The organism is Marinomonas sp. 63XJN7_7_ISO-PGPR-S23-202 (assembly GCF_056173505.1).
Genome location: NZ_CM149677.1, coordinates 4,190,299 through 4,207,116, shown reverse-complemented (window position 1 = coordinate 4,207,116; position 16,818 = coordinate 4,190,299). Strand labels below are relative to the sequence as shown.

Below are 16,818 nucleotides of genomic sequence, written 5' to 3'. Positions count from 1 at the left end.
CCCCAGTAATGGGGCCTAGTGTGATGTTATGTAACATTATTTTAACATTCGGGGTTGGAGGGGTAAGGAGGCAATGTGTACTTAATGAATAAACAAAAATAAATTTTTCACTTTTTTTTTACTTTTATTGGGGTGAGTCTTGAGTTCCTTGCAGCCTCTGGTGTTGCGCTGATTTTTAAAGATAGGCTTATTTTTTTCTTGACTGAATGGCCAAGTTATCTGTAACTATAGGCAGATAATGTGAAAGAAAATGGTAAGTTATTGGTTTATTGGCTTGTTTTTTGCTTACTTTTTGTTACAAATTTCACTTTTTTTACTTTTGTGTGTAGATAAGGAATATTCAGAATGAAAAAAATAGTACAAGTCGTCCTTATGACTGCTCTTACCATGAGTTCGTCTATGGCGTTGGCGGTGTCTCCAAAAGAGACGTTAAACATTGCTTTTCCAGCAGGGGCGACGGGCTTTGACCCTGCAAAGGTGTCCGACCAATACTCTCTTAACGTCGTTTCGAATATTTATGATCCTTTGATGACCTATGACTACTTAGCCAGACCCTATAAGTTGATACCTAATACCATTGAAGCGATGCCGACCATTACCAATGGCGGTAAGACTTATACTTTTAAGATCAAGCCTGGAATTTATTTCGCTCCTGACCCTGCTTTTAAAGGGAAAAAGCGTGAGTTGGTGGCGGCTGACTATGTGTATTCCTTTAAGCGTATGTTGGATAAAACCATCAACTCCCCACAAAGCTACCTAGTCGAAGGTCAGTTTGTTGGAATGGATAAATTAGTGAAAGCGGCTGGCAATGGCCCTCTGAATTACGATACCCAGGTCGAGGGAATCAAAGCATTAGATAAATACACACTGCAAATCAATCTCACCCATGTTAACTATAACTTTGACACAATCCTAGCCATGCCTTCTTTTGGTGCGGTCGCACGGGAAGTGATTGAAGCCAATAAAGCCAATACCAATGCCCACCCTGTGGGGACGGGCCCATATGAGCTGAAAGAGTGGAAGCCAGGCAGTAAAATTGAGTTAGTGGCGAACCCCAATTTCCGAAAAGAGGTATTCAACTTTAAAGGGAATCCCAAAGACCCTGTTTCGATGAAAGTCGCCAAAGAAATGCATGGCAAAATTATTCCGCAAGTGAAGCAGGTGAACATCAATATTATTCTTGAAGAACAACCTACTTGGTTGGCATTTTTAAACAATCAACTAGATGTCACAGGGATTCCACAGCCTGCATTAAAAGAAGCGTTGGTGATGAATCCGAAGAATCCACTGGATGTAAAACTGGCTCCAAAATACGCTGATAAAGGCTTTCAATTACAACGCTTAAAGCAATTAGAAATTACTTTTTACTTCTTTAACATGGACGACCCTGAAGTAGGCGGGTATACCCCGCAAAAAATAGCCTTGCGTCGTGCGATTGCCATGGCTTTCCCTCGTAATGAAACCATTGCTCGTATCCGTCGTGGACAAGCGGTACCTGTGGAATATGCCATTCCAGAAGGGGTGGCGGGTTATAACCCCAACTTCAATATGGGGATTAACTTTAATCCAGCTAAAGCCAATGCGTTGTTAGATGCGGCGGGTTATAAAATCGGCCCAGATGGTTATCGTACCCAACCAGATGGTTCTCCTTTGTCGGTGCAAATGGGAACAGGGTCTACGGCAGTTGATCGCCAATGGAATGAATACTGGCAACAAGCCTTTGATTCCTTGAAAATTAAACTGACGTTTAAAGTCGGTCGTTGGAGTGAGTTGGCCAAAGCGAACCGTGAAGGCAAACTGCAAATGTGGGGCATGGCATGGGGGGCTGATTATCCAGACGGCCAAAACTTTATGCAGATGTTCTATGGTCCAAATAAGGGCGATGCCAACTTCTCGGGTTTTAACTTACCCGCTTACAATAAAGATTATGAAGAGACATTGAAACTACCAAATGGTGAAAAACGTCAGAAGCTATATGATCAAATGAATCGTCTGCTGGCCCAATATGGCCCCTATGTTTTTGATGATACAAGGGTCAGTAGTATTATGGCCCATAGTGATGTTCATGGTTTAAAGGTTAATCCACTTATTACTTACTGGCGTTATATTGAAATTAAAAAGTAATCATTTCTTTTGATGTACTAGGTACTGTAATGCTTTTTATGGAGTTTTCTTCATATAAAGCATTACAGCGTGCGCTTATGTTTCTTTAGGAGTGATGATGCTTTCTTATATTGTGCGCCGTCTGTGGCAAATGATCCCCACTTTACTGGGGGTCATGTTGCTGCTTTTTACTCTCTATACTTTAGTGGGTGGCGATCCATCCTATATTTTGGCAGGCAAGAGCCTAAGTGCCGAGACCATCGCGAGTATCCGGACTCAACTTGGCTTGGATAAAAGTTTACCTGAGCAGTTCCTGATTTTTGTCAAACAAGTGCTGACGATGAATTTTGGAACGTCTTGGTCTACTCAACAACCTGTGTCAGAGATTATCCGTACCCGTATTGGTCCATCTGTGATGCTGTTGCTGACTTGGCAGCTCTGTTCTTTATTTTTCTCTTTGTTATTCGCCGCCTCTGTTGCCTATTACAAAGGCAGTATTTACGACAGAGCTGTGACCATTATTTCTACTGTGGCCATGTCGATCAGTATTTTGGTCTATATCATCGCGGGCCAGTATTTCCTTGCTTATAAAATGCAGTGGTTTCCCGTGTATGGCTGGGGGAATGGTTTTTGGCAAAACTTTTTGCTGTATATTCCGCTGCCATTAATCATTGGTGTCGCAGTAAGCGTGGCGCCGGACACGCGTTTTTACCGTAGTTGTTTTATTGAAGAAATGAACCAGGATTACGTTCGTACGGCCCGAGCTAAGGGGTTGTCTGAGCGCAAAGTCATGTTAAAACATGTGATGCGTAATGCGTTGATCCCAATCGTCACCGGTGTGATGTCTTCCTTACCGTATATGATTACCGGCTCGGTCTTAATGGAGCGCTTTTTTGGTATTCCAGGGTTAGGTAACGAGATTTTAAAAGCGGTCAATTCTAGTGATTTCCCCGTCATCAAAGCCATCACCATTTACTTGGTGATTGCCATCATGGTGTTTAATTTGCTGGCTGATCTACTCTATAAGTGGATCGATCCACGTGTGAAACTGAATTAAGGGGAAGACAATGAGTCAAGATAACAATCTCACTCTTGATCAAGAGAAGGTTGAGACGCAAGTGCCTGCCCAAAGCTTGTCTTCTCTTGCGTGGAAGCGTTTAAAACGAGACAAAGTTGGTATGATCAGTTTACTGATTGTCTGCTTTTACCTATTGCTTTGTGCCGCAGGCTGGATGGGGTTGGTTGGAGAAAATTGGCGCGCTGATGTGGCGGTTCCGAATGCGCCACCGACCTTTGCCACTTGGGAGCCGCGGGGGACTCAGGTGAATACAGTGACTGCACCCAGTGGAAGTGCAGACCAAGTGGATGACGATAATTCGGCAGCGGCACCTGATCCGCTGGCGGCTTTGATGGCGCAAGCCGATAAGCACGAAAGTCAATATGCAAGCAAAACAACGAAACTAAAAGATACGCTGATTTTAGGGGCGGATGGACAAGGACGAGATGTGTTGCAAAAAGCCATTAAAGGCACCTCGGTTTCCGTTTCAGTTGCCTTACTCGGGGCATTTTGTGCCATTGTTATTGGTACCATTTTAGGTGCGATTGCTGGGTATTTTGGTAAATGGGTGGATGATGTGTTGATGTGGTTTTATAGCATCTTTACGTCGGTGCCCGACATGCTGTTATTGCTGTCTTTTGCGGCAGTGCTATCCCGCGGTATTAGTACTTTGGTTCTTATATTTGCTTTGACATCGTGGACTTATGTGTTCCGTTTGATGAGAGCCGAATTTATGAAGCACAAAGAACGAGACTATATCAAAGCGGCGGACGCCATTGGTGCGGGGCAAACTCGCAAAATGTTTCGTCACATTTTACCCAATGTGAGCCATATTTTGCTGGTGCAATTTTCGATTCTTACTGTGGGGATGATTAAGTCGGAAGTGGTGTTGTCATTTTTGGGCTTTGGAGTGGGCATTAAGCAAACCAGTTGGGGAGCGATGTTGGCGGAAGTGCCATCGGAGCTGATCCAAGGTTATTGGTGGCAAATGCTGACGGTCACTGTGTTTATGTCGGTGCTAGTCACCGCCTTTAGTTTGTTGACTGACAGTCTTCGTGATGCTTTAGACCCCAAAGTGAGTTAGTAGGTAAGAATATGAAAACGCCATTAGTCCGTATTAGTAACCTAAAAATTGACTTCAAAATGGAAGACGGTCGTTATTTTGAAGCCCTTAAACGTATAAGTTTTGATATCCCTCATCATACCGTGTTAGCACTGGTGGGGGAGTCCGGCTCGGGAAAATCCGTCACCTCAACCGCTTTAATGGGGTTGTTGCCTGAGTCAAATACTGTAATCGATCAGGACAGTTGTATTGAGTTTAATGGTCGCTCGGTATTATCCATGAGCAAAAAGGAGCTGCGCCGTCTGCGGGGCGGCGATATTGCAATGATCTTTCAGGATCCAATGAGTTCGTTAAATCCCGTATTCACCATCGGTGATCAGATCATTGAAACCTTGCAAGAACACAAATCCATGAGCAAAAAAGCTGCACGGCAAAAGGCCATTGATTTGCTGACAGAGGTGGGGTTACCGAATCCTGAAAGTCGTATTCATGCTTACCCCCATGAACTTTCCGGTGGTCAGCAACAACGGGTGATGATTGCCATCGCCATCGCTTGTGAACCCAAACTATTAATCGCCGATGAGCCGACGACGGCTCTGGATGTGACCATTCAAAAGCAGATTTTAGAGCTGATTGCCAAGATGCAAAAAAAGCATGGTATGTCGGTGCTATTTGTCACCCACGATCTTGGGGTTGTCGCGGAGTTTGCGGATGACGTTGTGGTGATGCGTCATGGTGAAATTTGTGAGTCAGGTGGGATTGAAGAGGTATTCAGCCATCCTAAGCACCCTTACACGAAGGCATTGTTAAACTGTCGACCGAGCTTAACATATCGTCCTGAGCGTTTGGCAGTGATTGATGATTTTCTCCAAGGAGAGGAGTATCAATTGCCTGCGGATCGTCCTCGGGGTTATCAAGAAGGTAATCCAGTCATCCTCGAAGTGAATAACCTTTGTAAGTACTTTAAAATTAAAACGGGCCTGTTTCGCTATATTGATTTAAAAGCCGTGGACGGTGTGTCGTTTCAATTGCAAAGGGGGAAAACACTCGGCATCGTAGGCGAGTCTGGCTCGGGCAAATCCACCGTTGGGCATACTATTATGCGCTTGCTGGAATCGACCTCAGGCGAGGCATTGTTTGAAGGCAAAGACATTCTCAAGATGTCAAATGAGGATTTTAAGCCTTTGAAACGCCGAGTGCAGATTATCTTTCAGAACCCTTATGCGTCACTGAATCCAAGGTTCACGGTAGGACAAATTTTAATCGAACCCATGCTGCTCCATCATATCGGTAAGGACAAACAAGAGCGTGAAAAGCTTGCTCGGTCTTTATTGGATAAAGTGGGCTTAGCGGCCAATGCCTTTAATAAATACCCTCATGAGTTTTCAGGAGGACAACGCCAGCGCATTGCCATTGCCCGTTGTCTAACCTTGCAGCCGGATATTTTGATTTGTGATGAGTCGGTTTCAGCGTTAGATGTCTCGGTGCAAGCGCAAGTTCTCAACTTGTTGCAAGATTTGCAAGATGAGTTTCAGATGTCGTACTTGTTTATTTCCCATGACTTATCTGTGGTCAAGCACATTTCCGATCAAATCATGGTGATGCAGCAAGGGAAAGTGGTGGAAATGGGCGATGCGGATAGCGTTTATGCGAATCCTCAGCATGATTACACGCAAAAATTGATTGCTTCTATCCCGCAAAATCCACAATGGTTTGAAGCGAACTTGGCGCTCTAGAGTCTAGTGACCTGCCCAAAGGGCATTAAAGTGAAAAGGCGAATCCAACGGGGTTCGCCTTTTTATCGTTCAATAGCTGTCCGAGTTGTCGGGCAGTCTTTTCAAATGAATACTACGGGCTAAACGAATAATAGGACGGATCATCAGTTGTATACTTCCGATTAAAAACAACCAGACACCAATGGTTAGTATTTCACCAGTATAAAAGAAACACACGCTGCCAATGGCAAACCACATTGCCAGCATCAGGTCATTGACGATGCTAAGTACTTCATAACGGCGGTGAATAATTAACTCATCATGACCGAAGATAAAAATCAGATCGCTTGATTGGTCTTGTTGCATTTGCTTCATAGTGGCCTCTCTCGCTGAAAAATCATACCACTATAGCAGGTGCTATTTGTTAACTAAAGTATGCCTGATTGCAAACCAAGCCTCCTTGAGAGTGTTGGGCGCTCAATAATACTGTTGAGTTTTTTCATCTGTATTGTCGTTCGCTGCTTGAGATTCATACCTGGAACTATCGTTCGCTGCTTGAAAGTCAGGCTTGGTACTGTTTTTGATGACGTTACCCAGTGCTTCGTTATGATCGTCCAGCCATTGGTAACGATCTCGATATAATTTTCGTTTTGAACTTTTAATGTCCTCAATGGCACGACGCTCAGAGGTAAGTGGAATTTCGTAAAACCATTGGTCGTGTTCAACACCATCACTTTCTAGCCATAACTGATCGTAATTCATATTGACCTTTTCACCTGCGCTGCTATAACGCTTGGCGTTGTAGACATGAGCACTATTTTTGACGGCGTAAATATGGTCTATGTTTAAGTGTTGAGCTAAAAACTGAGCGGTTTCAACTAAGAAAGACTTGGGGCGTAGGCCAAAAAAAGCTTTAGCAAAGGCTTTGGTAAAACCTTGATCATTATTATTGCCTTGTATACAACCAATGTAGATATTATTGTTTTGTACGGTAAAGCCCAGTGAGTAATAGGTATGGCCCTGTGCGTCTTTAATGTTAATGGCTAATTCGGCTTCTTTTCTTAATTTACCGTCAAAATTGAGTGTGAGATAGTATTCCTGTTCATTGATCAGGAGAGAGCGAAGACGGATTTCTTGTAGATAAATTTGCTCTTGAGCCGACGTCGTGAAGGTCTCTTCAACCCAAGTATGGTGATCATTGAGTAGCTGAGCTATTTCTATTTTTTGAAACCCAACCCGTAGGAATGGCTTCATGCACTTCATGAGATAGTTAGGTTCGTTGACGAACAGCTTTTTACGTTGCTCATTGTTAAAAAAACGTTTCATTTCACTAAAGGAGCGGTGATAAATCAACGCACGAAGAACAAACTTGATGACTTCTTTCGTTTTGTTCTTTCTTTTTCTTGAGCATGCTTGAAGGGCGAGTTTTATAACCACAATGAAAGTCCACTTTGCTGTCGATCGGTTCAGATGGCGCAATATACATTCTAAAAAAGACTGAATCAAATTGTCGAGTCGTTTATTTGTGTTCTTTTGGGTTAGTGTACGTACTTGTTTTCGTGATAAAAATTATCATTATTATTTACTGGATCGAATAGGATCGATTTTTTCTCGTTTTTTCATAGCGTTAAGTTATTGCACCTTACCAAAGTGACGCTGTTTTGCGAGGATTTAAACGAAAAAGGTGAGCTCCTCTCACCTTTTTCTGATCGTGCAGTGATGTCGTACATTTGTCGGAGTGATCTCGTTTAAGAAAACTGAAATTGTTTGATTTTTTGGTTTAAATCATTGGCCATATGGGCAATCATTTCACTGCCATCATTTACTTGTTGAGAGTCGTCTAGGACTTTTTCTGACACCTCACGAATCCCCATGAGGTTGCGGTTGATTTCCTCTGCCACAGTGCCTTGTTGTTCGGCCGCTTGGGCGATTTGATTACTGCGAGCGGAGGCGTCGTCGACTTGGGTTAGCATATTACCAAGATTTTCGGCCGCAACATGCATTCGGTCCGCACAGTCTTCTGCTTGTTTGGTGCTTTCTTCCATAGCATTCGAGGCGACTTTTGATTGCTGTTGGAGTTTTTCGATAATCGCACGTATTTCAACCGTTGAGTCTTGGGTACGGCTAGCCAGAGAACGAACTTCATCGGCAACGACGGCAAATCCTCGACCCATTTCACCTGCACGTGCCGCTTCAATCGCCGCATTGAGCGCGAGAAGGTTGGTTTGCTCTGAGATATCACCGATCACCCCAAGAACGGAGTCTATGTCATTCGTCTGCTCTGACAAAAGACCGATAATATTGTTAGCGTTTTCGATGTGCTTGGTCAAAGACTGAATGTTTTGATTGGTTTCGTCCAAGTCTTTGCTGCTTTGACGTGTGATGGTTTGCACCGTCTGAGCGGCTTCTGCTGTGTCTTTGGCGTGCTGAGCCACATCTTTGATGGAGTAAGACATTTCATTCATCGCTGTCGCCAGTAATTCCACTTCTTTGAATTGATGATCCATTCCATTGTTAGTGTGTTTCGTATTGACTTGCATCTGTACGCTGACGGCTTGTAGTTCGCTGATAGCGTGATCTACTTCTAACAAGGTTTCACTTAGAGAGGTTGATACATGGTTTGCCGCATCGGCGAGTTCACCAATTTCGTCTTTACGTTCCATTTTTATCTGTTTGGTGAAATCCCCATCAGAAATGTGTTTAAGGTGTTCGGTGACGGTTTTAAGCGGGCGAACAATACTACGAACAATGGTGACACTGGCGATAAAAGACAAAATTAACAAGACAATTTCAATGCTGACATTCTTCTCAATGGAGGACCAAAAGGTCTTTTCAACGCCACTGTATAAAGTGCCGCTGCCAATCACCCAGCCCCAAGGTTGATAACCTTTTACATAAGAGACTTTGTCTTCAGCTTTTGAGTTTCGTGGATCTTTATATTTATATTCGATAAAGCCTTCGCCATTTTTCCGTACGGTATTGACCATGGCTTGCCAATGGTGAAAGCCGTTAGCGTCCGTGACGTCTTTCATGCTCTTACCAATTAAGTTTGGTCTGAAAGGGTGCATCAGTAATTTTTCTTGCATATTGTTTACCCAGAAATAACCTGAGTTTGATGGCCCGAATCGTAAGGATGATAGGGCGTTAAGGGCTTCTTTTTTCGCTTGCTCTTCACCAATAGTGGTCGCTTTTTTCGCGTAATGTTCCACTAGCGAGTAGGCGTTTTCGACTTGTTCTTTCACTTGTTGCTGTCGGTCTTGAATAAGCTGTTTATGAAGATCTGAGTAGGCCATGACAGCAAATACAATGAGGAGTACTACCTGAATAGCGATGAGTCCCCATAGTTTATTCCCTACTTTTACTGAGCTTAATTTCATGCAATCCCTCTACTGTCGTATCTTGTTATCATTAAAAATAATTATGGGGCAAGAATGAGGAGGGGAAGCTGACCGAAATCAATATAAAGACAAGTTTGTTGGCTTTTTGCTAAGATCCAAAGAGGTTATTTTTACTTTAAGGGGAGGCGCAGTGCAGTATTCCATTTTAATCACAGGTTGTTCTAGTGGTATTGGTCTTGAAGCGGCCAAAATGCTGCAAGAGCGTCAATTTCTCGTCGTGGCAAGTTGTCGTCAGGTTGAGGATGTAGAGAGGTTAAAAGCACAAGGTATAAAGCATGTGGTGCAGTTGGACTTGGCCAATTCTCATTCGATTGAATCTGGACTACAAGAAACCTTAGAAATAACAGGTGGGCACCTGTTTGCGCTTTTCAATAATGCGGCCTATGGTCAACCTGGAGCAGTGGAAGACTTATCTGTAGAGACACTAAAAAAGCAATTTGATATCAATTTTTTTGGCACTCATGAACTGACTAATCGTGTGTTAAAAATTATGTTGGCTCAGGGGTATGGACGCATCGTACAGAATAGCTCTGTACTGGGGTTAGTGGCGGCACCGTTTCGTGGGGCATATAACGCCAGTAAGTTTGCTTTAGAAGGTTTGACGGACACATTGCGGTTGGAGCTGGCGGATACGCCAATTACCATTAGTTTGATTGAACCAGGTCCGATTGAAAGCCGCTTTAGAGCGAATGCATTAAAAGCCTTACAAGAGAATGTTGATATTAGCAGTAGCCGTCATAAGACGGGTTACGAGGAGGCAATTACCCGGCTAAGTAAAGAAGGGCCAACCTCATCACAAACCTTGCCCGCCAGCGCGGTGGTTGAGAAGCTGATCCATGCCCTTGAATCAAAACACCCTAAACCGCGTTATTATGTCACTCTACCGACCTATGCAGCGAGCATAATGAAACGTATTTTTCCCACTTGGTTGTTGGATAAAATTATGCTTCGTCAGGGGGCGTGACCTTTTCATTGGAAGATGAGACAGTATCTGATGGATGAAATCTTGTTAGCCAGCCATGTATGCTGTCTAAATAGTCTCTTTGTGCCTCTGGTTTTGAGAGGTAGAGGTCGTGAAACCCATTGTCGATGGCGGCGGTGGTTAAGTTGCTGAAGGTTTTTTTAGCTGCTTGCAGCATACTGTCCACGTCCAAAACCCCATCACCTTGCTGGGTTTCTTCTACAGTGAGCTTACCAATGGTCGTTTTTGTGGCGTGGCACATAAGGGTTGGGATGGACAGGCGTTGTTTGACTAGGTTTCGTTGTGCCAAAATGACTTCTTTAAGCCATTTAAAGGCGAGTGGGAACCCTTCCGCTGGTTTCCAATCGAGCCGATAGTCCCATTGTCCACCGAATTTAGCGTGGATACTTTTGGCGTAAATCGAAATCTTTTTCGCTCGTAAATAAGAAAAAGGCAATAAAGACACCAGAATGCGAATGGGCCAACTTACTTTATTAAGTACCTCTGGTGGAAAGGGCAGCGCCAAAAAAGGACTGTTTAATATCAGGCCGATAATGTTAGGAAAGTCTTTTTGATAATGGCTTTCTCGTTCATTAGGAGCATACGGTTGCGCCAGGTAGGTCGATACGATTAAGCCACCTGTTGAGTGAGCCAGTATAATCACCTCATCAACTCCCTCTTGTTTCATAGTGATTAAGGCGATGTCTAAATCTTGTCCGTATTGTTCAATCGAATCACACCAATTTGGTGGTGTGCTGGGGCGAATAGAGCGTCCGTAGCCCTGAAGATCCACCGCATAAAAACGGTAGTTTTGATCTATAAAATAGTCAGCCAGTCCCGTTTGAAAAAAGTAATCCGTGTAGCCGTGAACGTAAAGAATGGCACGTTTGACATTGGGGTTGCCAAGGTGATTGATTAGGGTGGTATGAACGGAGGACTTGGGGCCTGGGAAAGCAAAAGTACGCGCTCGAAAATCGGCGCCCAATAGGTCCTCATGGTCGTTCATTAATGTCCATTGCTGTCCTATTGGTGTGCTCATAAGGGCTACCTGATTATTTTTATTAGTGGAATAGGTTATCACCTAGCTGATCAATGAACAGCTTAGTTTTTCGTACTGTGATTTCAATGCATTCGTCTCGACCTGGGATAAGATCTGAACGAATAAAATTGTGTTCTTTTTTATCTTCCCCTTCTCCTTTGCTAATGATCGCTGCAACACGGAACTGGCTCCCTTCTTTTATGGGGGCGGGAACAATTTCAAACCCCTTGTATTCCAGCGCGTCTTCTTTTTGTTGCTCCGGGGCTGCATCGCCACCAGAAAAAAGGCTTTTTAGGCCAGATAAAATACCCATATATGTACTCCTTCAATATAGTGCTATTGTCAGGGATTTGACTGATTAGTCAATTGATTGCTTTTATAGTCGGCGTAGGATAAGTAGTGTTATCGGTAAAAATACGCGACAGTATGCAAAGTAGATAGTACTAGGGTTATTTTATGAGCACAATTTCAGAAGTAGCTAAAAAAGCAGGTGTATCCAACGCCACGGTTTCACGGGTACTAAGTGGCGCGGCACGAGTCAGGGAGGAAACCCGAAAGAGGGTGATGGACGCTATTGATACACTGTCGTATGTACCAAATCAGGCCGCGCGCTCGTTGGCGAGTAACAAAACCTTCACGGTTGGTTTGGTGGCGTCCAATATTGATAATATTTATTACGGTCCTGCCGCTGGTGGTGTTGAAAAAGCCCTTAGAAAAGCGGATAGACATGTCATTATTGCCAGTGGTAATGATTCGTTATCGGGTGAGCGTGAAGCGGTGGACTTTCTGATTAAGCGCCAAGTGGATGCCTTAGTGCTGGTGACCCGTTACATGAGCGAAGAGGAGTTGGCTGAGATTAATCGTCGTTGTCCCGTTTTTGTCATGAATCAACATTTTGATGGCGATCATGGTCGTAATATTGCCTTTGACAACTTTTCTGGTGGCAAAATGGCGATCCAGTATTTGTTGGATCAAGGGCATAGACGTATTGCCATTATAAGAGGGCCGAAAAGTAAATCAGATGCTTCACAACGTTATCTTGGCTCTCTGCAAGCGATGGAGGCGGCTGGATTAGCATTAACCTACGAGGCCGAAGGGGATTTTACGATTGAATCAGGCGTGCAACATATGCAGAGCGTCCTTCGTCTTGAAGAGCGGCCAACAGCCGTATTTCTGGGAAATGACCTTATGGCGATGGGGGCGTTACATGTGTGTAATGAGCAAGGAATTAAGGTGCCGGGAGACATTGCCATTATTGGTTTTGATGATACCTGTTTAGCACGCTACACCTCGCCTAGTTTAACGACGATACAATTGCCTTTGTTTGATATGGCCAATGCCACAGCCAAGTTGTTGTTGAATACCATCTATGATTGTCAATATGAGGTGCAAACTCTATTTTCCCCACAATTAGTGTGTCGTAAATCGGCATAAGCAAAGCACAAACATGGAGGGTTTTGTGATGATAGAAATGAAAGCGTTTTCATCATTCTTTATTCCTTCATATTAATTTAGTAAAGTGTTGGCTTGATATGTTCATATTCAGGCTGTTTTAGCCGTCCACCCCATCCATTATTGCGAGAAAAGGGAGCCTCATGTCAGCCACATCGATTAATACACTGTTAGATGCCATGACACTTGAAGAGCAAGTTTCATTACTATCGGGTCAGGATTTTTGGTCTATTAACAGTATCCAGAGGCTGGATATTGGTGAGTTAAGAGTGACCGATGGTCCAAACGGTGCCCGTGGTAGCGGCTCCCTAATTGGCGGCAATAAATCCGCTTGTTTTCCCTGTGGTATTGCTTTGGGGGCGACGTGGAACCCAGAATTACTGTATCGCATAGGCTCAGCTATTGCCGATGAGGTCAAGTCGAAAGGGGCGCATGTTTCGCTTGCTCCAACCGTTAATTTACAACGTACTGCAACAAATGGACGCAATTTTGAGTGTTATTCAGAAGATGCAGTTTTAACGGCATCTTTAGCCGTTCAGTTTATTAAAGGGTTACAGGATAAACAGATTGGTGCGACGATTAAGCATTTTGTGGGCAATGAAAGTGAAATTCAACGCACCACTATCAGCTCGGAAATAGACGAACGAACCCTCCGTGAACATTATTTGTATCCGTTTGAACAAGCTGTCAAGCAAGCGGATACTTGGGCGATTATGTCGTCTTATAATAAGTTAAATGGTGTATATACCTCTGAAAATGAATGGCTTTTATCCAAGATACTCAGAGACGAATGGGGCTTTGAAGGGATTGTTATGTCGGATTGGTTTGGTTCGCAGTCGACGGCACCAACCATTAACGCAGGTCTAAACTTAGAAATGCCTGGGCCGAGCCGAGATCGGGGGAATAAGCTGATTGCGGCAGTGAACGAAGGGGCGGTGAATCCTGAACGGGTACGTTTCCTTGCTCACGGTATGCTGACTTTGTTAGAAAGAGTGGGGGTTTTACAGACGCACACTGAGCGAGAAGAACAGTCTCTTGACCGTCCAGAGCATCGTGAATTAATTCGCGTAGCGGGTGCGGAAGCCACCGTATTGCTGAAAAACGATAACCTATTACCTCTCGATCATCCGGTAAGTGTCGCGGTGCTAGGGCCGAATGCTGATAGCGCACAAATCATGGGGGGCGGCTCGGCTCAACTCAATCCGCATTATGCGATTACGCCTCTTGCAGGTCTGACAGCACAGCTTGGCGAAGAGACCATCGCTTATGCGCAAGGTTGTTCTAATCGTCGCTATGAACCATTGATAACAGGGGCATTTCAAGCACACTATTTTACCAATCGTGAATTATCCGGTGACCCCGTTCATACCGAAACGGTTGATCAGTTACACGCTTTTTTGATGGAGGGGTTTGGTGGCGGAAAAGTGGAGAAAAATCATTTCTCTATTTTGCTTGAAGGGGACATCAGTGTTTCAGAAACGGCCGATTATCATCTCGGTGCCTTCAGTGCGGGTTATATTCGCGTGTACTTAGATGGGCAGCTGATTATCGATTCGTGGGGAGACAAATGGCAACGTGGTACAACGTTTTTTGAAGAGGGAAGTGAAGAGCGTGTTGAGTCCGTTTCATTGAGTCAAGGTCATATTTACCGCTTGCGTGTTGAATTCGCTTGTTTACCCAATAATAAGCTGGGGGTGAGTGGCTATCGAGTTGGGTTAGGTCTACCAACATCTGATCAGGATATTGCCGAAGCGGTTGAGATAGCGAAAAACACAGACACAGCGATTGTCTTTGTCGGTCGTAACGCTGAATGGGATACAGAAGGGGGCGATCTACCACATATTCGTCTACCTGGTCGACAAGATGAATTAATTGAAGCGGTGGCTGCCGTTAATTCAAAAACGATTGTTGTGTTACAAACAGGAGGACCCGTTGAAATGCCGTGGTTGAATAAAGTGAGTGCGGTATTGCAAGCATGGTATCCTGGGCAAGAAGCAGGCAACGCCATTGCCGATGTGTTGCTGGGTAAGCGAGAGCCGAGTGGGCGTTTAGCGCAAACTTTTCCACACACCTATGAAGATACCCCTATTGCTGTCGGCGATACACAGGTTTATCCCGGTAAAGAGGGTAAAATTGTTTATCAAGAAGGGGAGTTCTTTGGGTACCGTCATTATGATGAGCATGATATTGAACCTTTGTTTGCGTTTGGTTTTGGTTTGGGGTACACCCAATTCTCTTTGCAAGATGCCCAAGCCGAACAAAGTCATGATGGTTATGAGGTAATGGTCACTCTTAGCAACATCGGTAAGCAAACAGGCCAAACAGTTGTGCAGGCTTATCTTGTCCCGCCCAAAGGGGAGATAACGCGCGCCCCGCAAGCCTTAAAAAGCTTTGTAAAAACCTCTTTAGAGCCCTCTCAAACGAGCCAAATTGCTTTGCCGATCTCGTTACGAGATTTAGCGTTTTATGATGTGGATGAAGGACGATGGTGTGTCGCCAGTGGGATCCATCGGGTTGATATTGGCTTTTCATCACGAGATATAAAGCAGAGCGTCAATATTGAAATAGCTGAGCCGTTCTTTTTAGAAGAAGAGGCTTTTTAGCTGAAGGTGGCCAATAAAAAACGGGACTAAGTCTGAGGTATCCCCACAAAATCTCAATATAGATCAAAAAGTTAGTACAAGAAGGGAACGTTCATAGCCCTTGGTGATCAATTATTTCGCCAAAAAAACTTTCACTGAGAGCTATGAACGCAACCGCTATATTGAACAAAATCCTCCCCATTGTCAGCCCTAACATGCATAAATCTCGGCTTAAAGCCTTATCCGCTTGTGTGCTTAGCCTTGCCGAAGGGAGTTTTTGCTCTGTCACCAATATTGGCAGAGGAATCCGATCAAAGGCCTTTGAGAAGCATCGAATTAAACGTTCAGACAGGCTGTTATCCAATCATTCATTACGCCAAGAGGCCCTGACAATATATGCCTCAATGTGTCAAATATTTATCCCTCAAAAACAGCCAATCATAAGTGTCGATTGGTCAGATCTTGATGCTCGTGGAGAACATTTTTTAATTCGTGCGACAACCGCTTTTGAAGGTCGTCCTATTACGCTCTATGAAGAAGTACACGACAGGCTCACGAAAGAAAAATCAAAGACACATAAGTATTTTTTGAAAAGGCTGAAAGCCCTAATACCAGACACGGCAAAGCCCGTTATTGTTACCGATGCAGGTTTTAAGACACCTTGGCTGGATGCCGTCGCTGATTTGGGGTGGGACTATGTAGGACGAGTGCGTAAGCCACGAAAATACTATGATCAAAAGAAGCAATCGTGGCGTTGCATCTCGACACTTTATCCTAAAGCAAGCTCTCGCCCGAAAAGAATATCACTGATTCATCGCCAAACGAACCCAATCACTAACGAGTTTGTGCTCTATAAAAGTCAGCCAAAAGGGCGTCATTCAACGAATCAAAAAGGCAAAATTAGAACCTCGAAAACTTCTCTTACAGCAGCGAGAGGTGCTAAAGATCCGTGGTTATTAGTATCTTCTCTTCCTGTGAATCGACATTTTTCTAAGCGTTGTGTCAACGCATACAAAACTCGGATGCAAATAGAAGAAGGTTTTCGGGATATGAAAAGCAGTCGTTTTGGTTTGGGATTTGAGCAGAACAATACTCGCAAAATGGATCGGTTGAAAAACCTTATTTTACTGACCACGTTGGCGTCGATGATACTAATTCTTATAGGAAGTGTTGTTGCTTCGAAAGGCTATTCCTACCGATTTCAAAGCAACAGCACGCGAAGTCGCCGAGTTCTGTCTTACTTTTATTTAGGAAAGCGAGCAATCCATACAGACTTAAATATCCCCAAAGCAGACTGGCAAACTGGAATACGACAGTTTGAAGACCAACTTGGGGCCTTGGAATGCTAATTAAATTTGTGGGGATACCTCAGGGACTAAGTGTTCTGTTTTTTATTGGGGGTCATAAACTGAAAGCATTTTATCACAAGGCTAAAAGTGGAAGCACTC

At 44.0% G+C, this 16,818-nt stretch carries 13 protein-coding genes; 8 read left to right on the top strand and 5 right to left on the bottom strand.

The window, feature by feature from the left end; translation table 11 throughout:
* Window positions 1-345: 345 nt before the first annotated feature.
* From AC0VYG_RS19435 to AC0VYG_RS19420, 4 genes are all read left to right on the top strand, one after another.
* A complete protein-coding gene (locus tag AC0VYG_RS19435) occupies window positions 346-2,124 on the top strand; it encodes an ABC transporter substrate-binding protein (RefSeq protein ID WP_475429550.1) in 1,779 nt (592 codons plus the stop codon).
* A 94-nt stretch (window positions 2,125-2,218) separates the two neighbouring features.
* A complete protein-coding gene (locus tag AC0VYG_RS19430) occupies window positions 2,219-3,160 on the top strand; it encodes an ABC transporter permease (protein ID WP_281197665.1) in 942 nt (313 codons plus the stop codon).
* Between the two features lie 10 nt (window positions 3,161-3,170).
* Complete coding sequence (locus tag AC0VYG_RS19425) at window positions 3,171-4,244, top strand: ABC transporter permease (RefSeq protein WP_475429549.1); 1,074 nt, start codon at window positions 3,171-3,173, stop codon at window positions 4,242-4,244.
* An 11-nt stretch (window positions 4,245-4,255) separates the two neighbouring features.
* The gene (locus AC0VYG_RS19420) at window positions 4,256-5,959 is read left to right on the top strand and encodes an ABC transporter ATP-binding protein (RefSeq protein WP_475429548.1); all 1,704 of its coding nucleotides are present in this window, start codon (window positions 4,256-4,258) and stop codon (window positions 5,957-5,959) included.
* A 69-nt stretch (window positions 5,960-6,028) separates the two neighbouring features.
* Here the strand turns inward: AC0VYG_RS19420 and AC0VYG_RS19415 are convergent, their stop codons facing one another.
* From AC0VYG_RS19415 to AC0VYG_RS19405, 3 genes are all read right to left on the bottom strand, one after another.
* A complete protein-coding gene (locus AC0VYG_RS19415; RefSeq protein WP_475429547.1) occupies window positions 6,029-6,313 on the bottom strand; it encodes a YrhK family protein in 285 nt (94 codons plus the stop codon).
* A gap of 102 nt (window positions 6,314-6,415) precedes the next feature.
* A complete protein-coding gene (locus AC0VYG_RS19410; RefSeq protein ID WP_475429546.1) occupies window positions 6,416-7,375 on the bottom strand; it encodes a VirK/YbjX family protein in 960 nt (319 codons plus the stop codon).
* Window positions 7,376-7,686: 311 nt separating this feature from the next.
* Window positions 7,687-9,315 carry a methyl-accepting chemotaxis protein gene (locus tag AC0VYG_RS19405; protein WP_475429545.1) on the bottom strand — a complete coding sequence of 543 codons (1,629 nt, stop codon included), beginning with the start codon at window positions 9,313-9,315 and terminating at the stop codon, window positions 7,687-7,689.
* A 151-nt stretch (window positions 9,316-9,466) separates the two neighbouring features.
* Here AC0VYG_RS19405 and AC0VYG_RS19400 point away from each other — a divergent pair, with 151 nt between their 5' ends.
* A complete protein-coding gene (locus AC0VYG_RS19400; RefSeq protein ID WP_475429544.1) occupies window positions 9,467-10,300 on the top strand; it encodes an SDR family NAD(P)-dependent oxidoreductase in 834 nt (277 codons plus the stop codon).
* Here the strand turns inward: AC0VYG_RS19400 and AC0VYG_RS19395 are convergent.
* Both AC0VYG_RS19395 and AC0VYG_RS19390 read right to left on the bottom strand, forming a co-directional pair.
* Window positions 10,278-11,336: an alpha/beta hydrolase gene (locus tag AC0VYG_RS19395; protein WP_475429543.1), complete on the bottom strand. Its 1,059-nt coding sequence runs from the start codon at window positions 11,334-11,336 to the stop codon at window positions 10,278-10,280. The two genes, AC0VYG_RS19400 and AC0VYG_RS19395, sit on opposite strands and share 23 nt — an antisense overlap.
* Before the next feature lie 22 nt (window positions 11,337-11,358).
* A complete protein-coding gene (locus AC0VYG_RS19390; RefSeq protein ID WP_475429542.1) occupies window positions 11,359-11,649 on the bottom strand; it encodes an HlyU family transcriptional regulator in 291 nt (96 codons plus the stop codon).
* A 143-nt stretch (window positions 11,650-11,792) separates the two neighbouring features.
* On the opposite strand from AC0VYG_RS19390, the gene AC0VYG_RS19385 reads away from it, so the two are divergent.
* The 3 genes from AC0VYG_RS19385 to AC0VYG_RS19375 all read left to right on the top strand — a co-directional run bounded on the left by AC0VYG_RS19385 (window position 11,793) and on the right by AC0VYG_RS19375 (window position 16,719).
* Complete coding sequence (locus AC0VYG_RS19385) at window positions 11,793-12,770, top strand: LacI family DNA-binding transcriptional regulator (RefSeq protein ID WP_475429541.1); 978 nt, start codon at window positions 11,793-11,795, stop codon at window positions 12,768-12,770.
* Between the two features lie 161 nt (window positions 12,771-12,931).
* A complete protein-coding gene (locus AC0VYG_RS19380; RefSeq protein WP_475429540.1) occupies window positions 12,932-15,391 on the top strand; it encodes a glycoside hydrolase family 3 C-terminal domain-containing protein in 2,460 nt (819 codons plus the stop codon).
* A gap of 143 nt (window positions 15,392-15,534) precedes the next feature.
* The gene (locus AC0VYG_RS19375; protein WP_475429539.1) at window positions 15,535-16,719 is read left to right on the top strand and encodes an IS4 family transposase; all 1,185 of its coding nucleotides are present in this window, start codon (window positions 15,535-15,537) and stop codon (window positions 16,717-16,719) included.
* Window positions 16,720-16,818: the final 99 nt, after the last annotated feature.

Coding starts and splice junctions, on each gene's coding strand:
- AC0VYG_RS19375 (WP_475429539.1), top strand. CDS start 15,535: ATGAACGCAACCGCTATATTGAACAAAATCCTCCCCATTGTCAGCCCT.
- AC0VYG_RS19385 (WP_475429541.1), top strand. CDS start 11,793: ATGAGCACAATTTCAGAAGTAGCTAAAAAAGCAGGTGTATCCAACGCC.
- AC0VYG_RS19380 (WP_475429540.1), top strand. CDS start 12,932: ATGTCAGCCACATCGATTAATACACTGTTAGATGCCATGACACTTGAA.
- AC0VYG_RS19395 (WP_475429543.1), bottom strand. CDS start 11,336: ATGAGCACACCAATAGGACAGCAATGGACATTAATGAACGACCATGAG.
- AC0VYG_RS19430 (WP_281197665.1), top strand. CDS start 2,219: ATGATGCTTTCTTATATTGTGCGCCGTCTGTGGCAAATGATCCCCACT.
- AC0VYG_RS19405 (WP_475429545.1), bottom strand. CDS start 9,315: ATGAAATTAAGCTCAGTAAAAGTAGGGAATAAACTATGGGGACTCATC.
- AC0VYG_RS19420 (WP_475429548.1), top strand. CDS start 4,256: ATGAAAACGCCATTAGTCCGTATTAGTAACCTAAAAATTGACTTCAAA.
- AC0VYG_RS19425 (WP_475429549.1), top strand. CDS start 3,171: ATGAGTCAAGATAACAATCTCACTCTTGATCAAGAGAAGGTTGAGACG.
- AC0VYG_RS19390 (WP_475429542.1), bottom strand. CDS start 11,649: ATGGGTATTTTATCTGGCCTAAAAAGCCTTTTTTCTGGTGGCGATGCA.
- AC0VYG_RS19415 (WP_475429547.1), bottom strand. CDS start 6,313: ATGAAGCAAATGCAACAAGACCAATCAAGCGATCTGATTTTTATCTTC.
- AC0VYG_RS19435 (WP_475429550.1), top strand. CDS start 346: ATGAAAAAAATAGTACAAGTCGTCCTTATGACTGCTCTTACCATGAGT.